At 67.4% G+C, this 15,284-nt stretch carries 11 protein-coding genes; 8 read left to right on the forward strand and 3 right to left on the reverse strand.

Features of this window, described 5'->3' with window-relative positions; genetic code table 11:
- The first annotated feature begins 116 nt into the window (after positions 1-116).
- On the forward strand, positions 117-1,514 hold the full coding sequence (locus VFQ05_04720; GenBank protein HET9326056.1) for a sigma-54 dependent transcriptional regulator: 1,398 nt from the start codon (positions 117-119) through the stop codon (positions 1,512-1,514).
- Positions 1,515-1,650: 136 nt separating this feature from the next.
- Entirely contained in the window at positions 1,651-2,031 is a 381-nt protein-coding gene (locus VFQ05_04725; protein HET9326057.1) for a hypothetical protein, read from the forward strand.
- 68 nt (positions 2,032-2,099) lie between these two features.
- On the opposite strand, the gene VFQ05_04730 is transcribed toward VFQ05_04725, so the two are convergent.
- The gene (locus VFQ05_04730; protein ID HET9326058.1) at positions 2,100-3,713 is read right to left on the reverse strand and encodes an ATP-binding protein; all 1,614 of its coding nucleotides are present in this window, start codon (positions 3,711-3,713) and stop codon (positions 2,100-2,102) included.
- Positions 3,714-3,954: 241 nt separating this feature from the next.
- Here VFQ05_04730 and VFQ05_04735 point away from each other — a divergent pair, with 241 nt between their 5' ends.
- Positions 3,955-4,383, forward strand: coding sequence for an Hsp20/alpha crystallin family protein (locus VFQ05_04735; protein HET9326059.1), 429 nt, complete (start codon positions 3,955-3,957; stop codon positions 4,381-4,383).
- 96 nt (positions 4,384-4,479) lie between these two features.
- Here the strand turns inward: VFQ05_04735 and VFQ05_04740 are convergent, their stop codons facing one another.
- On the reverse strand, positions 4,480-6,147 hold the full coding sequence (locus tag VFQ05_04740; GenBank protein ID HET9326060.1) for an AarF/ABC1/UbiB kinase family protein: 1,668 nt from the start codon (positions 6,145-6,147) through the stop codon (positions 4,480-4,482).
- Between the two features lie 126 nt (positions 6,148-6,273).
- Between VFQ05_04740 and VFQ05_04745 the strand changes: the two genes are divergently transcribed.
- Positions 6,274-7,689: a 1-acyl-sn-glycerol-3-phosphate acyltransferase gene (locus VFQ05_04745; GenBank protein HET9326061.1), complete on the forward strand. Its 1,416-nt coding sequence runs from the start codon at positions 6,274-6,276 to the stop codon at positions 7,687-7,689.
- Positions 7,686-8,444, forward strand: coding sequence for a polysaccharide deacetylase family protein (locus VFQ05_04750; protein ID HET9326062.1), 759 nt, complete (start codon positions 7,686-7,688; stop codon positions 8,442-8,444). The genes VFQ05_04745 and VFQ05_04750 overlap by 4 nt, the downstream gene beginning before the upstream one ends.
- A 176-nt stretch (positions 8,445-8,620) precedes the next feature.
- On the opposite strand, the gene VFQ05_04755 is transcribed toward VFQ05_04750, so the two are convergent.
- On the reverse strand, positions 8,621-9,250 hold the full coding sequence (locus VFQ05_04755) for a DUF6448 family protein (GenBank protein HET9326063.1): 630 nt from the start codon (positions 9,248-9,250) through the stop codon (positions 8,621-8,623).
- Positions 9,251-9,775: 525 nt separating this feature from the next.
- On the opposite strand from VFQ05_04755, the gene VFQ05_04760 reads away from it, so the two are divergent.
- From VFQ05_04760 to fdhF, 3 genes are read left to right on the forward strand one after another with little or no spacing between them, the layout of a single operon-like run.
- Entirely contained in the window at positions 9,776-11,146 is a 1,371-nt protein-coding gene (locus tag VFQ05_04760; GenBank protein ID HET9326064.1) for a universal stress protein, read from the forward strand.
- Positions 11,136-12,689, forward strand: coding sequence for an NADH-ubiquinone oxidoreductase-F iron-sulfur binding region domain-containing protein (locus VFQ05_04765; protein ID HET9326065.1), 1,554 nt, complete (start codon positions 11,136-11,138; stop codon positions 12,687-12,689). The genes VFQ05_04760 and VFQ05_04765 overlap by 11 nt, the downstream gene beginning before the upstream one ends.
- Positions 12,686-15,280 (forward strand): formate dehydrogenase subunit alpha, encoded by a 2,595-nt coding sequence (gene fdhF / locus VFQ05_04770; protein ID HET9326066.1) that lies wholly within the window; start codon positions 12,686-12,688, stop codon positions 15,278-15,280. The genes VFQ05_04765 and fdhF overlap by 4 nt, the downstream gene beginning before the upstream one ends.
- Positions 15,281-15,284: the final 4 nt, after the last annotated feature.

Here is a 15,284-nt window from a genome sequence, read left to right on the forward strand (position 1 = left end):
GCCGATTGGACGACGAACGACCATCTTGCTTACGCTGTCGCCGCATTTCCCTGCGGGTCTTGGAGCCCGCGGACACCTCTATCACGTGAGGCCGCTGCGACGATTGCGGAGCGCTCGTGTCCGAGATATCGGTTCTCCTGGTGGATGACGAGGATGCCTTCCGGAAGCTCGTCGGAAGCGAGCTTTCCCACGCCGGCTTTCACGTCACGACCGCGCCCAGCTTGCGCGAGGCGCGCGATCTCCTGCGGCACCGCACGTTCCACCTGGCCCTGCTCGATGTTCGGATGCCCGACGGCACCGGTCTCGATCTCCTGACCGAGATCAAGGACAAGGCTCCTTCGACCGAGGTGGTGATGCTGACCGGCCACGCGACGGTCGCGGATGCGATTCGAGCCATGAAGGCCGGGGCGCTCGATTTCCTCATCAAGCCGTTCAAGTTCGAGGAGCTCGAGGTGGTCCTCGAAAAGGCCATGCAGAAGCAGGAGATGCAGCGAAGCCTCTCGGCGCTCGAGCACGAGGTGGACCGCATCCATCCGGGCGAGGATTTCATCGGTCAGAACGCGGCCGTGCGCGAGCTCCTTCGCATGCTGGCCAAGGTCGCCGAGACCGAATCGACGGTGCTGATCCGAGGCGAGAGCGGCGTCGGGAAGGAGCTGATCGCCCGGGCCGTCCACTGGCGCAGCAAACGGGCAAAGCAGCCCTTCGTGGTCGTCGACTGCGCTTCACTGCACGAGAACCTGCTCCAGAGCGAGCTCTTCGGACACGAAAGGGGCGCGTACACGGGAGCTGTCCGCCTGAAGCACGGCCTGTTCGAGGTGGCCGACCGGGGCACCATCTTCCTAGACGAGATCGCCGAGCTCACTCCGGCGCTCCAGGTCAAACTCCTGCGTGTCCTGGAGACCGGCGTCTTCCGGCGGGTGGGTGGGACGGCGGATATCCACGTGGATGTCCGCGTCATTGCCGCCACCAACCGGTCACTCGAGGTCATGATGAAGGAGGGCGGGTTCCGCGAGGATCTCTATTACCGGCTCAACGTGTTCTCGCTGCAGATCCCACCGCTACGCGAGCGGGCCGAGGACGTGCCGCTGCTGGCCGAGCACTTCATCCGCAACTCGCGTGTGATGCACAAGCGCTCCACACGAATCTCGGAGAGGGCCATGGAGGTTCTGCGCCGGTACCCTTGGCCCGGAAACGTGCGCGAGCTCGAGAACGTGATCGAGCGAGCCCTCATCCTGTGCGACGGCGGCGTCATCGAGTCCGAGCATCTGCCCCTGGGGGTCAGGCTCGAGCCTGCGTTCCATGGCGGCGGGCAGAACGATCGGCTCGTCACGCTGGCGGAGGTCGAGCGCCGCCACCTAAAGCGGGTCCTCGAGGAGTGCAAGGGCCATCGCCAGAAGGCTGCCGCGATCCTCGGCATCAGCGAGCGCAACCTCTACCGCAAGCTGAAGGAGCTCGAGGCCCAGGATGCCGCAGCCCGGGAAGCCGCCGGCCGAGGAGCTGGCCCCGCGGACTGAACCGCTTCTTGCTCTTTCCTTCTCGGCTTTCCAGGCCAGAAACCTCCAGCCCTGAATGCCGGTGAGGCACGCGAGTTGCGTTCTGGAAGGGGAGCCGGGGTTTCCCCTGCGCGGCCTCTGGCGAAGGAGAGAAGGCGTGCCACACATCCTGATCCACGACCCCCGCGGGCCACACGAGGAGTGGCAGAAGCTGTTGGCTGCAAGAGGCCGCGACGTCGTCGTGTGCTGCGACCGCGATTCGTTCGTAAACGCTCTGGGCGAACGCCGGCCTGACGTGCTGGTCTACGTCCTCACCGATCTCGAATTGGATCTACAGCTGTTGTTCGAGCTTCGGCGGGTCGCGTCGACGCTTCCCATCGTGCTCCTGGACGGCCCCACGGATCTCGAGATCCGGCGCCGCGTTCAGAAGCTGAATCCGACGTATTACGGCGTATCGCCGACCGATAGCTCGGAAGTGAGCGATGTCGTCCGGAGCACATTGGGCCGCGTCATGGATCGCATGACCCCGCTTTCCTGACGATATGACGATGCCGCCTGACAGAAAGACATGCGAACCCGCCGCTCCGATCTGACCGCGTGCGGGACCTAATTTTCCTTCAGCGCTTGGGCCAGGACCCCGAGGAGATCGTCGACGCTATACGGCTTGGGCAGGAAACCGGAGAACGCAATGCCTTTCGTGTCGGCGAGTCGGCGTTTATCCGCCAGCCCACTGCTCGCGATCAGCCGCAAGCCCGGATCCATCCGCTTCAGGGCCCGCGCGGCCGCCAGGCCGTCCATGAGAGGCATCGTCATGTCGAGCACCACCGCCGCGACTTCTCCGCGATGATGCCCGAGCTGCTTGACCGCGCTGGGCCCGTCTTCGGCGGTCATCACCCGATAGCCGAAGGTGGCCAGGGCACGGCCGGTCATTTCCCGGATGCCCGGCTCATCGTCCACGACCATCACCAACTCGCCGTTCCCCGATGGCAAGGACGCGGCGCGTCCCTCTATCGCGTGAAGTGAGTCCGCGGCCGGATCGGGAGGAACGGCCGGCAGGTAGATCGTGAAGCGAGTGCCCTTGCCAGTTTCGCTGTCGACGTCGATGAAACCCCCGTGCCCCCGGATGATCCCGAGCGAGGTCGACAGGCCGAGGCCGGTGCCCTCGCCCTGCGGCTTCGTCGTGAAGAAGGGGTCGAAGATCCGATCCATGTGCTCGGCCGCGATTCCGGTTCCGGTGTCCGCGACGGCGATCGAGAGGTAATGGCCGGGACGTGCTTCCAGCGGGATCGGCGCCCGGTTTGGATCGAGCGCGACGTTTCGGGCCGTGAACGTGAGCGCTCCGCCGCCGGTCATGGCATCCCGGGCATTCACTGCGAGATTCATGAGGACCTGGTGAATCTGGGTCGCGTCAATGTGTGCCAGCCACAGGTCGGATGGCACTTCTTGCCGCAACCGAATATTGCGGGGCAATGTTTCACGCAGGATCTCGCAGACCTCGCGAATGATGTGCTTCACCGGTGTGGGGACGCGATCTCCCTCGATACCACGGGCGAACGAGAGCACCTGCCGGACGATGTTGGCTGCCCGTTCGGTGAGGCTTCCCAGCATCGCCACACATTCGAGACCTTCCGGGTCGTTGGCCAGCTTTCGTTCCAGCAGTCGCACCGAGACCATGATCGGGGCGAGGATGTTGTTGAGATCGTGGGCGAGGCCCCCCGCCAGGGTCCCAACGCTCTCGAGTCGTTGCGCGCGTAACAGCTGCGCCTCCGCAAGCCGCTTTTCGGTGATGTCGCGGAGGATGACGGTGAAGAGCTTCCGTCCGTGAACCTCGACCTGCGAGATCGAGGCTTCCATCGGAAACTCCTCGCCGTTCGCGCGCAGACCGGACAACGGGATGAGCCGGCCGATCGAACGCCGGGTGGTGCCGCTCACTCCGAATTGCCTGACCTGCTCGCCGTGAGCCGCGCGGAAGCGCTCCGGAATGAATCGATCGAGAGGCTGCCCGATCGCTTCGGCGGCGTGGATCCCGAAGGTCTTCTCGGCAGCCGCATTGAACACGATGACGCGCTGGTCGTCGTCGACCGTGATGATGGCATCCATCGCCGAGCCCACGATGCTGGCCAGGCGGGTTTCGGCATCGGAGTTCTCCTCGATCATGACGGCATGATGGAGCGCGGCGTTGCCCGTGTCTAGCGAACGACCCGCAGCCGGGACCCGCATGACAACCGCGACATCGGCTGCCACCTTGGCAGCCCGGACGCCTCGCTGGGTGCGAGGGAGCCGGATGGGCCGACTCGCAACCCGCCTCTCGAATTGCGACTTGTGGAGCACCGGTCTCGCTGACGAGTCGCACATGGTGATGGCACGAGGAATGCCCTGTACCGACGATGCTCGCGAGGGGCGTCTCTGGACCCGCGCAGGCAAATGCTCGCACTCCGAGAGACGCGGAAAGGAGAAGGTCATGAAAGCGCTGGTTCCGGATAACAGGCTGGCCACGTTCCGCAAGGAAATGGATCGGTTCTTCGATCGGCTGTGGGACGGCGACGACATGCCCGTCGGGGCGTGGACTCCGGATATCGACATCGCGGAGACCCCGGAAGCCTTGACCGTGAAGGCCGAGATCCCGGGGATCGAGCCCAGGGACATGCAGGTCGTGCTGGAGAACGGCGTGCTCGTCTTGCGGGGTGAGAAACGGCAGGTGACCGAGGAGAAAGAAGAGCGGCTGTATCGGAACGAACGGCACTACGGATCATTCGTCCGTAGCCTCCGGCTCCCGGCGAACGTCGACGCATCGAGGGTCTCGGCCATGTTCAAGAATGGCGTGCTGACCGTGGTGATGCCGAAGACTGCCGAAGCCAGGGGGAAGTCGATCCCGATCAAGACCGAGTAAGGTCTTCCGGCTCTCCACCTGTCAGATGCGGGCCGCTCCATCGGAGCGGCCCGCAAACTTTCAGGCCAACCCTGAGGTGCGCGTGGAGCCGTTCGGTCAGCGTCGCCGCGAACGCCAGATGCTGCCGACCACCCAGACGCCGAAGAGCAGCGAAAACAGGAAGCCGAGCGCGAAGAGCCACCACAGATGCGAAGCGAGCCCGTCGCTTCTGCGGAACCCGAGCGCCACGCCGAGAGCCACCACTGAAGCCGCGAGGATCATGGCCAGCGCCAATCGGTTGGTCATGCCCTGCAGTTCCTGGGCGAACTTCGTGAGCCCCTCGTGCTTCACGTTCAGCTCCAGCTCGCCTCGTTCCAGCCGGCCGAGGAGGCGACCCGCTCGCCGCGGAAACCCGAGACCCAGTTCGGCGGCTTCGGCCGCGGCCCGTCCCAGACGCACGACGCCGGCGGCCGGCGAACGCGAGGCTTCCCAGTGCTTGCGGAAGATCGGGCTCGCGAACTCGAAGTACTGGAACCCAGGGTCGAGCATGAGCCCCAGTCCTTCGCTCATGCTCACGACTCGAAGGAGCAGCGCCAGCTCTCCCGGAAGCTGGAGGCGGTGCCTGAAGGCGATCTCGCTCAGTTCACGGGTCACGGCGGCCGCGCTCAGCTCCCGGATCGACCGGCCGTGATAGCGGCTCATCAGATGATCGAGATCGTGAATGAACGCCGCTTTGTCGGCGTTTCGCCCCGCCACACCGAGCGCGAACAACTCCTCGGCCAGCGATTCGGGATCCTGGTCGAGCATGGCGAATCCCCCGCGCAGCAGGTGGTCCCGAACCCCTTCGCTGACACGGCCTACCATGCCGAAATCGACGACCGCGATCGCTCCGTCGGGCTGGACGAAGAAGTTGCCCGGGTGAGGGTCCGCGTGGAAGAACCCCAGCTCCAGGACCTCTCTCAGGAACATGCGGGCGGCATTCTGGGCGATGGTGCGGCGAGGGATCTTGAGCGCTTCGATACGATCGACGTCGGTCACCTTGATGCCCGTCACACGGTCGAGAGTCAAGACGCGTTCGGTCGTATGGCTCCAGTGGACCCGCGGGATCCAGATGGTCGGATCGTCCGCGAACGCGTTGCCCAGCCGTTCGGCATTGCGGCCTTCGCGCACGTAGTCCAGCTCGTTACGCAGCGTGTAAGCAAACTCCGACACCACCGGCATCAGCTCGTAGTCGCTGCCGAACCGCGTATGGGTCTGGGCCCACAGCGTCAGCCGGTCGAGGATCTCGAGGTCTCGCTCGACTTCCTCGATGACGTCCGGCCGGCGCACCTTGACCACCACCGATGTCCCATCGGGGAGCCGCGCGGCATGCACCTGGCCGATCGAAGCCGTCGCCAAGGGTTCGCGGTCGAAACTCTGAAAGAGGCTCTCGAGCGATTGCCCGAAGTCCTCCCGGATGGTGCGCTCCACGTGCGGGAAGGGGACGCGCGGTGCGGCGTCCTGGAGCTTGGCCAGCTCCGCGATGTATTCAGGTGGAACGAGGTCGGCGCGCGTGCTCGCCATCTGTCCGAGCTTGATGAAGGTGACCCCGAGCTCGCTGAGGGCAACCCGCAGCCGCTCGGGCGGGCTGATGCTGCGATCCCGAGCGTGCCACCAACGCGAGGCGAAGCGCCCGAAACCGGCGTGATCGACGAACGCGCCCAGCCCGTGTCGGGTCAGAATCCGGGCGACGTCACGCGACCGCGAAACGAGATCCGGGTCGGTGAACCATGATCGGACGGGCATGATGGCCATCGTTCCTCCCAGAGCGAGCCTCACCGCGATTCAGGGCACGACGCATGCCAGTGAGGAACCGAGGCGCCCCAGGCGATGGCGCTGGCGCGTCTGGCGAAACCTCGGTGAGGTATGGGCATGCGCACTTCCCGAACCTCCCTGGCCTTGGCGGGCACGGGAGCGGAGGCCGTCCGGCCCCGACAGAACGTCAGTCCGGCTGACAGCTGGTCACGTCGGGCGGTGGCTGGGTTGTTGTTCTCGGCGATGCCCTGGCTGATGCGGCTCGCGTCCGCGGTGAGCTTCAGGAGTATCCAGGTGCGGGGCGCCGAGCGGTTTCCGAAGCGGGGACCCGTTCTCCTGGTCGCCAATCATCCGGCGACCTGGACCGATGTGCTGGTCCTGCACGTGGCGCTGGGGCGCAAACTCCACTTCCTGGCGCAGGAGCCGCTGTTCCGGCCGACCGTTCGCGCCTGGCTCCTGCGACTATACGGCGCGCTTCCGGTGTCCAGTTCCGGAAACGCGGCCGAGCGGGGAGTCCGCAACGAGAGAACGCTGAAGCGCTGTCGAAGGCTGCTGGAACGAGGAGAGGTCATCGCCATCTTCCCCGAAGGCGTCAGCGAGGTGGACCGCTCGATCCTGGCGTTCAAGCCGGGAGCAGCGCGCATCGCCCTCGACAGCTGCGGCAGCGTACGCCCCCTGCCGGTCGTTCCGACAGGCATTCACTACGTGGACCGCACCGCGTTCCGGACGCACGTCGTGGTCAGCATCGGTCATCCGGTTCGGCTACCCATCCCGCCCGAGTCGGAGCACATCGAAGGCTGGATCGCGGCTACGACGGCGCGACTGGAAGATGCGGTGACCAGGCTGATCCTCGATCTGCCGGATCCGAGGATTCGCGCCGCGGTGGAGGAACTCGCGCCGCTGATCTCCTGTAAGCCCTCGAGCGACCCTGCGGGCTTCCGGCGCTCGCGGTGCGTCGCGCGATGGCTCTTGATGCTGCGGGGAGCCCGGCCGGCCGACTTCGCCAGCACGCTGCGCCACGCGCGGCGCCATCGGAAGTTGCGCGAGGCGCTTGCTCTCGAGCCGCTGGACGTGAGCGATCGATCGTGGGTGCACCAGGCTGGCCTGGTGCTCTCCCTGGTCGCGGGAGCGCCGCCGGCGCTGATCGGTCTGATCCTCAACGGCCCTCCGGCACTGCTCGCGGAGCACGTCGCGCGCCGCTTCGACCCGACCCGTGTGGCGCTGGCCCGGATCGCCGCCGGAGCCGCGCTGTTTGGATTGTGGTATGCAGTGATCGTCGCAGGGGCTGCAGTCGTCGGGCGCTCCCTCTGGGTCGTACTCGCGACTCTGTTCGCGACCCTGGCGTTGGCCGGTTGCGCCGTGGTCTGGAGCGATGCGTGGCATGACGCGCATGCGCGCTTTCGCTGGGTGCAGTCGTGGCGAAGCCCTCGGCTCATGGCGCAGCTCCGGGCGGAGCGCGCGGCGCTGTTGAGCGTGTTGGAGCAGACGCCCGCAGGTCGGGCGCGGAGCAAGGCTGGGGAGACCGCGGGGTGAGTCTGCTCCATACCCATCGCTTCTCGAGCTGGGTGCGCGGCCATCTGGTGTGCCGTGTCGAGGACGTGCCCGATCGATTCGCGCTCACCTTCGACGATGGTCCAAGTGCCGAAGCAACTTCGAAGATTCTCGACCGGCTCGCCGCGCACGGCGCGACGGCCACGTTCTTCGTTCTCGCCGGCAACGTGCGTCGCCACCCCGAGCTGATCCGGCGGGCGATCGCCGAGGGCCACGAGATCGGCCTCCACGGCGACCGACACTGGCCGCTGCCGCTGCTGCTGCCGGCCGGGATCCGAGGCGAGATCGAGCGTTGCGCCGCCGCCGTGGCCGAGGCCTCGGGCGTGAGGCCGCTCCACTACCGCCCTCCCTTCGGGTTCATGATGCCCGGGCAATCCTGGTTCGTGCGCCGTCTCGGGTTCATCTCGGTGCTCGGCGACGTCTACCCGGAGGACGCACACAATCCAGGGGTCGACCGGATCGCTCGCCGCGTCCTCACGCGGCTCACCGCCGGGTCGATCCTCATCCTCCACGACGGCAGCCCTCTCCCGGGGGCGGACCGTCGCCAGACCGTGGCGGCCCTCGAGGCCATTCTCGATGAGACCATGGCGAGAGGACTGAAGGCTGTGAGCGTGAACGAGCTGCTGAACCCTCTTCCATCAGCGGGAACCCGATCCGCGCGGCCCGGACACGTTGTACCCGCTGATCCTCCGGCGGCGCGCCATCCCCGGACCGCTGTCCTTCCCGGCGGCGATTAGCGGCGTGCCGATCGAAGCACGTGGATCAGCACGAGCCCGCCGGCCACGGGAAGCGCGAGGTCGGGCCGAATGCCCAGCGTGAACGCCGCCGAGCCACCGATTCCGCACCAGAGCAATGGTACGCCGCGAAGACATCCAGGAACTGTCGATGCGTGAAAGGGAGCTGCATCGATCGCTCAATGCCCGTGAGCAGGTCCTTGATCCGCTTCCTCCATGTGGCCTTGCGCGGCGCTGGTGGCCGCACGATGGAGATCCTCCACGTAGTGCACGAACTCGACGTAGGCGGAGACGTAACGCCGTCCCGCCTCGACGCTGTCTCCCGCGTGGCGCTTTCCTTCGAGCAACCGTTTGAAGTGCGACGAGACCCCGGCATTCATCGCATCGCCGAGGAGAACGGAGACTGGTTTGGGATCCCCAGTAGCCAGTGCGCGATCTGCAGCCGGGATCGCGGGACCGAGATCGCGGCCGGCTGGCTTCAAGCCCGTGAACGGCGCTCCCTCCCCGGCACGATGGACGCGTACCAGCGTTTCGAAGAAGTAAAGGTCAGCAAGCTCCTTCGCCTGGGAGCCGAGACGGCGCACCTCGATCGCGCGTGAGAACGCCTGCCTGATCTCCGCCTCATCCGGTTCACGGACCCAGATCAGCGCCGCCTTCACGTCGCCGGCCTCGAGCGCGCGCCGTGCCGCGCTGACGACGGGACCATCGAGACCGTCGCAGTGAGCCGAAGCAGGAAGAGCTCTGAGCGCCAAAGCCAAGAGGAAACACCACGAGATCAAGGTGCGGATCGAACGCAGTCGGATATTCATCGCTACCTCCCAGCGTGGCCCGGTCCGCAGGAGGCGGTGCATCTCCTGGACCAGCAGGTGAAGACGGGCCCCCATGCGAATACGGGTCCGCCGACCAGCGAGGAAGCCGCCGGGATGTCAGGCGTCCTGCCATCCTGACCGATGGGCGCGGGGCAACCCTCGCCCGCCATCGTGTATGTCCAACGCCCACAAGCCCGGAGTCGGGTGTCCTCGCGCCCGCGGAGTGGCATGTCCGATGCGGTCGCTGGGTCCAGTCCATGCATGCAAAGCGCCCGCGCCAGTGCCGGGTCCACGACCTGAGGGTGGACGACGCCCATGCCGACCTCCTCGAAGCACGGAAGCACAAGGTTTCCTGAGGACAGGCTGCGGGGCCATCCCGCTGCTGTTCACGGGCACGTGGCCACGGGTGTTCGGCTCCTGCCGGCGTACTTCGTACTGGCATTCGGGATTTCCTGGACGCTCGTCCTTCTGATTGCCGCCAGAACCGGCCTGCCGGCCTTGCCTCGGGCGTCCACGAGCGACCGCATGCTCGTCTTCCTCGCGATGCTGGCAGGCCCCGCACTCGCATCACTCGGCCTCACGGCAGTCTTCGACCGAGCGCGTGGGCTGCGCGGCCTGGCTGAGAGCCTGATTCGCCGGCGAATCGGACAGCGCTGGCTCACTGCGGTCGCGTTCACGCCCGCGGTCCTCCTCACCATCCTCGGAGCGCTCTCGCTCGCGTCACCGAGCTTCCGGCCCTCGCTCAGCGGCTCGTCGCTGTGGATGGGCCTGGCGATGGCGCTCATCGGAGGATTCGGAGCCGGCTTGTTCGAGGAGCTCGGGTGGACGGGCTTCGCGACGCCCCGGCTGCTGGCGCACTTCGAGTGGTGGCGCACTGGGATCGTCCTGGGCGTCCTATGGGGTCTTTGGCACGTGCTTCCCGACTTCTGGGGCGGCTCGCACTACGGCACGCTGTGGCCGCTGCACATGTTCGAGTGGATTCTGGCGCTCACCGCTTACCGCGTCCTCATGACCTGGGCTTACCGGTGCACAGGCAGTCTGCTACTGGCCATGATGCTGCACGCGAGCTTCACCGGCGCTCAGATCCTGCTTTGGCCGCCGGGCGCCTCGATGGGCGCCGAGCTGCTGTGGTACGGCCTCCTCGTGGCGGCTCTGTGGCTCGCGGTCGCCTGGGTACTGATGCACGAACGCGCGCAGGAGCGCAGGGCCTCGAGCGCCGAACAAACCCGCCATCGACGCGCCCGTCGATCGGGTGTGGCCGTGGATCGCCCAGATGGGCTCAGACCGCGGCGGGACCAAATCCCGTCTCCGGATCGGAACCATCCTCGGGGGTTTCGCCGCCATGCCCATCCTGCGATCATGCAGCCCGTTCGCTCGCCAATCCGACAGGCGGCGCACGACGCGGCGACGCAGAGGCACTCGAAGGAAGGAAGTGAATCCATGAAGATCCTGGTGGGTGTCGACGATTCCGCTCACTCGAAAGCGGCTCTGGAATACATCAAGACCACGAAGTGGCCGGCCGGCACGAGATTCATGGTGCTCTCCGCCGCCTCCGAGGCCGTCGCGTACAGCCTGGTCGATGCCGGAGGGATTTCCTGGATGCAGGCCGCCGACCAGGACACGATCCGTCAGGCGGAGGAGCTGACGTCGCGCGTGGAGCGCGAGCTTCGAGACGCGGGACTGGCGACGGAAGCGCGTGTCTTCCGCGGCGACCCGCGCCAGGGGTTGGTCGAAGAGGCCCGAAGCTGGGGGGCGGATCTGATGGTGGTGGGCTCGCACGGCCGCACAGGCCTCGGCAAGCTCATCATGGGGAGCGTGGCCAGCCATGTGGTCAGCCACTCACCCTGCAGCGTCCTCGTCGTGAAGCCGAGCAGCGGTACGTCCGATGGTCGATAAGACGCGGGCGTCGCGATCGGCTTCCGTACGCTCAGGGTTGCTCGAGCGCGCGCGACGGCTCGCGCCGAATGCGGCGGCGGGGAGCGCCCTCACCGATCTGGCCACGGGATTGTCCGTGGTGGAGATCGCCGAGCGCCGAGGTCTGCCGCCGGCGACCCTGATCGGGATCGAGAGCTTTTACGACCAGCTTCGTCACGAGCCGCAGATCTGCGACGGAACTTCCTGCCACTTCGCGGGAGGCCGCAAGCTCGCCGATGCGCTCGGCCTGCCGACTGGAACCGTGCGATGCCTGGGACATTGTTATGCGGCGCCTTCGTTCCGCAGCGGCGATCGGGTCTTCGCCAAACCGAGCGACCGTACGCTCGAAGCGTGGATCGAAGCGTGGGGCGAGAGCGGAGATCCGACCGAGGATGTGCGCGCGATCCCCTGTTCGAGCCTGGCTCCTCGGCCCGTGGTGTTTCGAAACCTGCTTGCGGGCGCGTTCCCCGCGGGTTTGAGCGATTACGACCTGCCGGACGGCGAGGCGATCCTGGCTGCGGTGGAGGCCGCACGACTGCGCGGCCGCGGCGGCGCACTCTATCCCACGGCGGCGAAGTGGAAGGTGGCGCGAGATACGGCAGCGGAGCGACGCTGGGTGGTCGCGAATGGGGACGAGGGCGATCCCGGCTCGTTCGTCGACCGCCTGCTGCTCGAACAGGACCCCCACGCGATCCTGGCGGGCATGCTGGCCTGCGCGCGGGCGATCGCTGCGCGGCGCGGAATCGTCTACATCCGTGCCGAGTACCCGCGCGCACAGCGCATCGTGCGCGACGCGATCGCGCAAGCGCGCGCCGCGGGGAAGCTCGGACCCGAGTTCGACGTCGAGGTGGTCTCGGGCGCCGGATCTTACGTGTGCGGCGAGGAGACCGCGCTGCTCCGGTCCATCCAGGGCTTGCGCGGCGAGCCATGGATCAAGCCGCCGTATCCAGCGGTCGCCGGTCTGCACGGTGAGCCGACCGTCGTGCAGAACGTCGAGACCCTGGCGGTCATCCCGTGGGTGGCGCGCAACCGCGCCGTCACCGAGACCAAGGCGGTGAGTCTTGCGGGCGCGCTGCGCCGCCCCGGCGCGGTCGAAGTCCCTCTCGGGATGCCGCTGCGTCGGGTGCTGGAGCTGGGTGGCGGTGGGCCGCCCGACGGGCGCACCTGGTCGATGGCGCTGATCGGCGGACCGATGGGGCGTGTGCTGCCCGCGCATCGGTTCGACACGCCGCTCTCCTACGAGGCCCTGCCCGGTCTGGGGCACGCGGGCATCGTCGTGCTCGACCAATCGGTGCGCCCACGCGATCTGGCGGAGCATCTCTTTGCTTTTGCCCGGGCGGAATCCTGCGGGAGCTGCACGCCTTGCCGAGTCGGAACCGCGCGGCTCGCCGGCATCCGCGAGCGCGAGACGCTGGAGCGGCTGCTCACCACCATGGAGATCGGAAGTCTGTGCGGCTTCGGCCAGAGCGTCCCACGGCCGATCCGAGACCTGATCGAGCATTACGGCGACGAGGTGCTCCCATGATCCAGGTCGACGGCAAGCAGGTCGCCCCCGATGGCTCGCTGCTCCACGCCTGTCGCGAGGCCGGGGTGCCCGTGGCTGCCTTTTGCTACGACGAACGCCTCTCGACCGGCGGCCACTGCCGCTCCTGCATGGTCGAGGTCGACGGCCGCCTCGTCGCAGCCTGCACGACCGCGGCCCGCGCCGGCAGCGTGGTGGTCACGGACAGCCCACGGTTGGCTGCCTATCGCCGCGATCTCGGCGAGCTGATGCTTGCCGAGTCGTCCCCGCGTGGGCCAGTCGCCGAGACCCTGGCGCGGTGGGGCGCCGACGGCAGCCGCTACGGTCGAGCCGGAGGCAGCCCGACCGTCGACGACTCGCATCCGTATCTTCGCATCGCGCTCGACCAGTGCATCCTCTGCCGCCGCTGCATCCGTGCATGCGATGAGATCCAGGGCCAGTTCGTGTACGCGGTCGCGGGACGAGGCGCGACGTCACGCCTGTCGTGGGGTGTCGGCGCCTTCGCCGAGTCTCCCTGCGTCTCGTGCGGCGCCTGCGTCGATACCTGCCCCACCGGCGCGTTGAGCGACGTGGACCGGCAGAGCCAGGTCCCAAAGACCTCGACCGTGCGCACCACCTGTGGTTATTGCGGCGTTGGCTGCCAGCTCGAGGTGCAGGCATCGAATGACCGGGTCGCGAGGATTCGCGGCGCCCGGGCTGCCGTGAACCGGGGACACCTGTGCGTGAAGGGGCGCTACGCGCACGGATTCTCTCGGCATCGCGACCGCCTCACGCAGCCTCTGGTGCGCCGAGGGGGTCGCCTGGAGCCGGCGAGCTGGGCCGAGGCGATCGCCGCCGTGGTGGCGGGGCTGGAGAAATGCCGCGGCGCGGTCGCCGGACTTTCTTCCTCTCGCGCCACCAACGAAGAGAACTATCTCTTTCAGAAGTGGCTTCGGGCCGGGCTCGGCACTCACGACGTGGACTGCTGCGCACGAGTCTGTCACGCGCCATCGGCCGCCGGGATGCGCGCGGCGTTCGGCACCGGAGCGGCGACCAACAGCCTCGAGGACATCGAGCGCGCCGACCTGCTCATGGTCGTCGGCGCCAATCCGACCGAGGCTCACCCCGTGGCCGGGACGCGGGTGCGTCAGGCCGCGCTCCGGGGGGCTTCGTTGATCGTGATCGATCCACGCCGCACCGAGCTGGCGGAGATCGCGGATCTCCACCTGGCGCCACGCCCGGGCACCAACGTGCCGCTCCTCAACGCGATCGCCTGCGCGCTGGTCGAAGGGGGCTTGGTCGACCGCGACTTCATGGCCGCTCGAGCCGAGGGCTGGGAAGAGTTCCAGCCCTTCATCCTTCGCCAGCCCCCCGAGGGCGCCGAGTCGGTGACCGGCGTTCCGGCCGCGGCGATTCGCGAGGCCGCGCATCGATACGGCAAGGCCGAGCGGCCGATGATGCTCCACGGGCTGGGCGTGACCGAGCACTTCCAGGGCAGCGAGGCGGTCATGCTGCTCTGCAATCTGGCGCTGCTGCGGGGCGCGGTCGGACGCCCAGGGACCGGCGTCAATCCGCTGCGGGGGCAGAACAATGTTCAGGGCGCTGCGGACATGGGCTGCCAGCCCGACCTTCTGACCGGGTACCAGGATCCCAACGATCCCGAAGTGCGGAAGCGCTTCGAAGCCGCATGGGGGCGACCCCTTCCCCGCCGCCCCGGCCGTGTGCTCCATCAGATGTACGAGGCGATCGGCACGGGCGAGATCCGGGCGATGCTGGTCTTCGGGGAAGACGTGATCCAATCGGATCCCGACACGAAAGACGTCCGGCGGCGACTCGAAGCTCTGGATTTCCTGATGGTCCAGGAGCTCTATGTCTCGGAGACCGCATCGCTCGCCCACGTGGTGCTCCCGGGCTCGAGTTTCCTGGAGAAAGACGGCACGTTCACGAATGGAGAGCGCCGCATCCAGAGAGTGCGGCGAGCGATCGCGCCACCCGGGCAGGCGCGCGCGGATTGGGAGATCCTGATCGAGCTGATGGCGGCGACCGGCTATTCGCAGTCGTTCCGGAGCCCCGCCGACATCATGGAAGAGATCGCCAAGGTCGCCCCCGCGTTCGCCGGTGTGAGCTACCCGCGGCTGGAGGGCGATGGACTGCAGTGGCCCGTGCCTTCCGCCGACCACCCCGGCACGACGTTCCTCCATGGCGAGAGCTTCCCGCGCGGCCGCGGTCGGCTATCACGGGTCGAATACGTCCCTACGCCGGAGCACGGAACCCCTCTCACGCTCGTGACCGGCCGTGTGCTGGAGCACTACAACACCGGCAGCATGACCCGCCGCACGCCGAACCAGGTCCTGGTGCCGGAAGATGCGCTGGAGATCCATCCGCGCGACGCCCGGTCCCGCGACATCTCGAACGGCCAGCGCGTGCGCATCGCCAGCGCCCATGGGGAAGCGCTCGTCCATGCACACGTCACCGACCGAGTTCCCGAAGGCACCGTGTTCCTCTCGTTTCACTTCCCCGATACGGGCGCCAACCGGCTGACCGGACCGGTCCGGGATCGGATCACCGGGTGCCCGCAATACAAGGTGACGGCGGTGGAGGTGAGCGCCGTCTAGAACG

It is taken from the genome of Candidatus Eisenbacteria bacterium (assembly GCA_035712145.1).
Taxonomy (GTDB): Bacteria; Eisenbacteria; RBG-16-71-46; order RBG-16-71-46; family RBG-16-71-46; genus DASTBI01.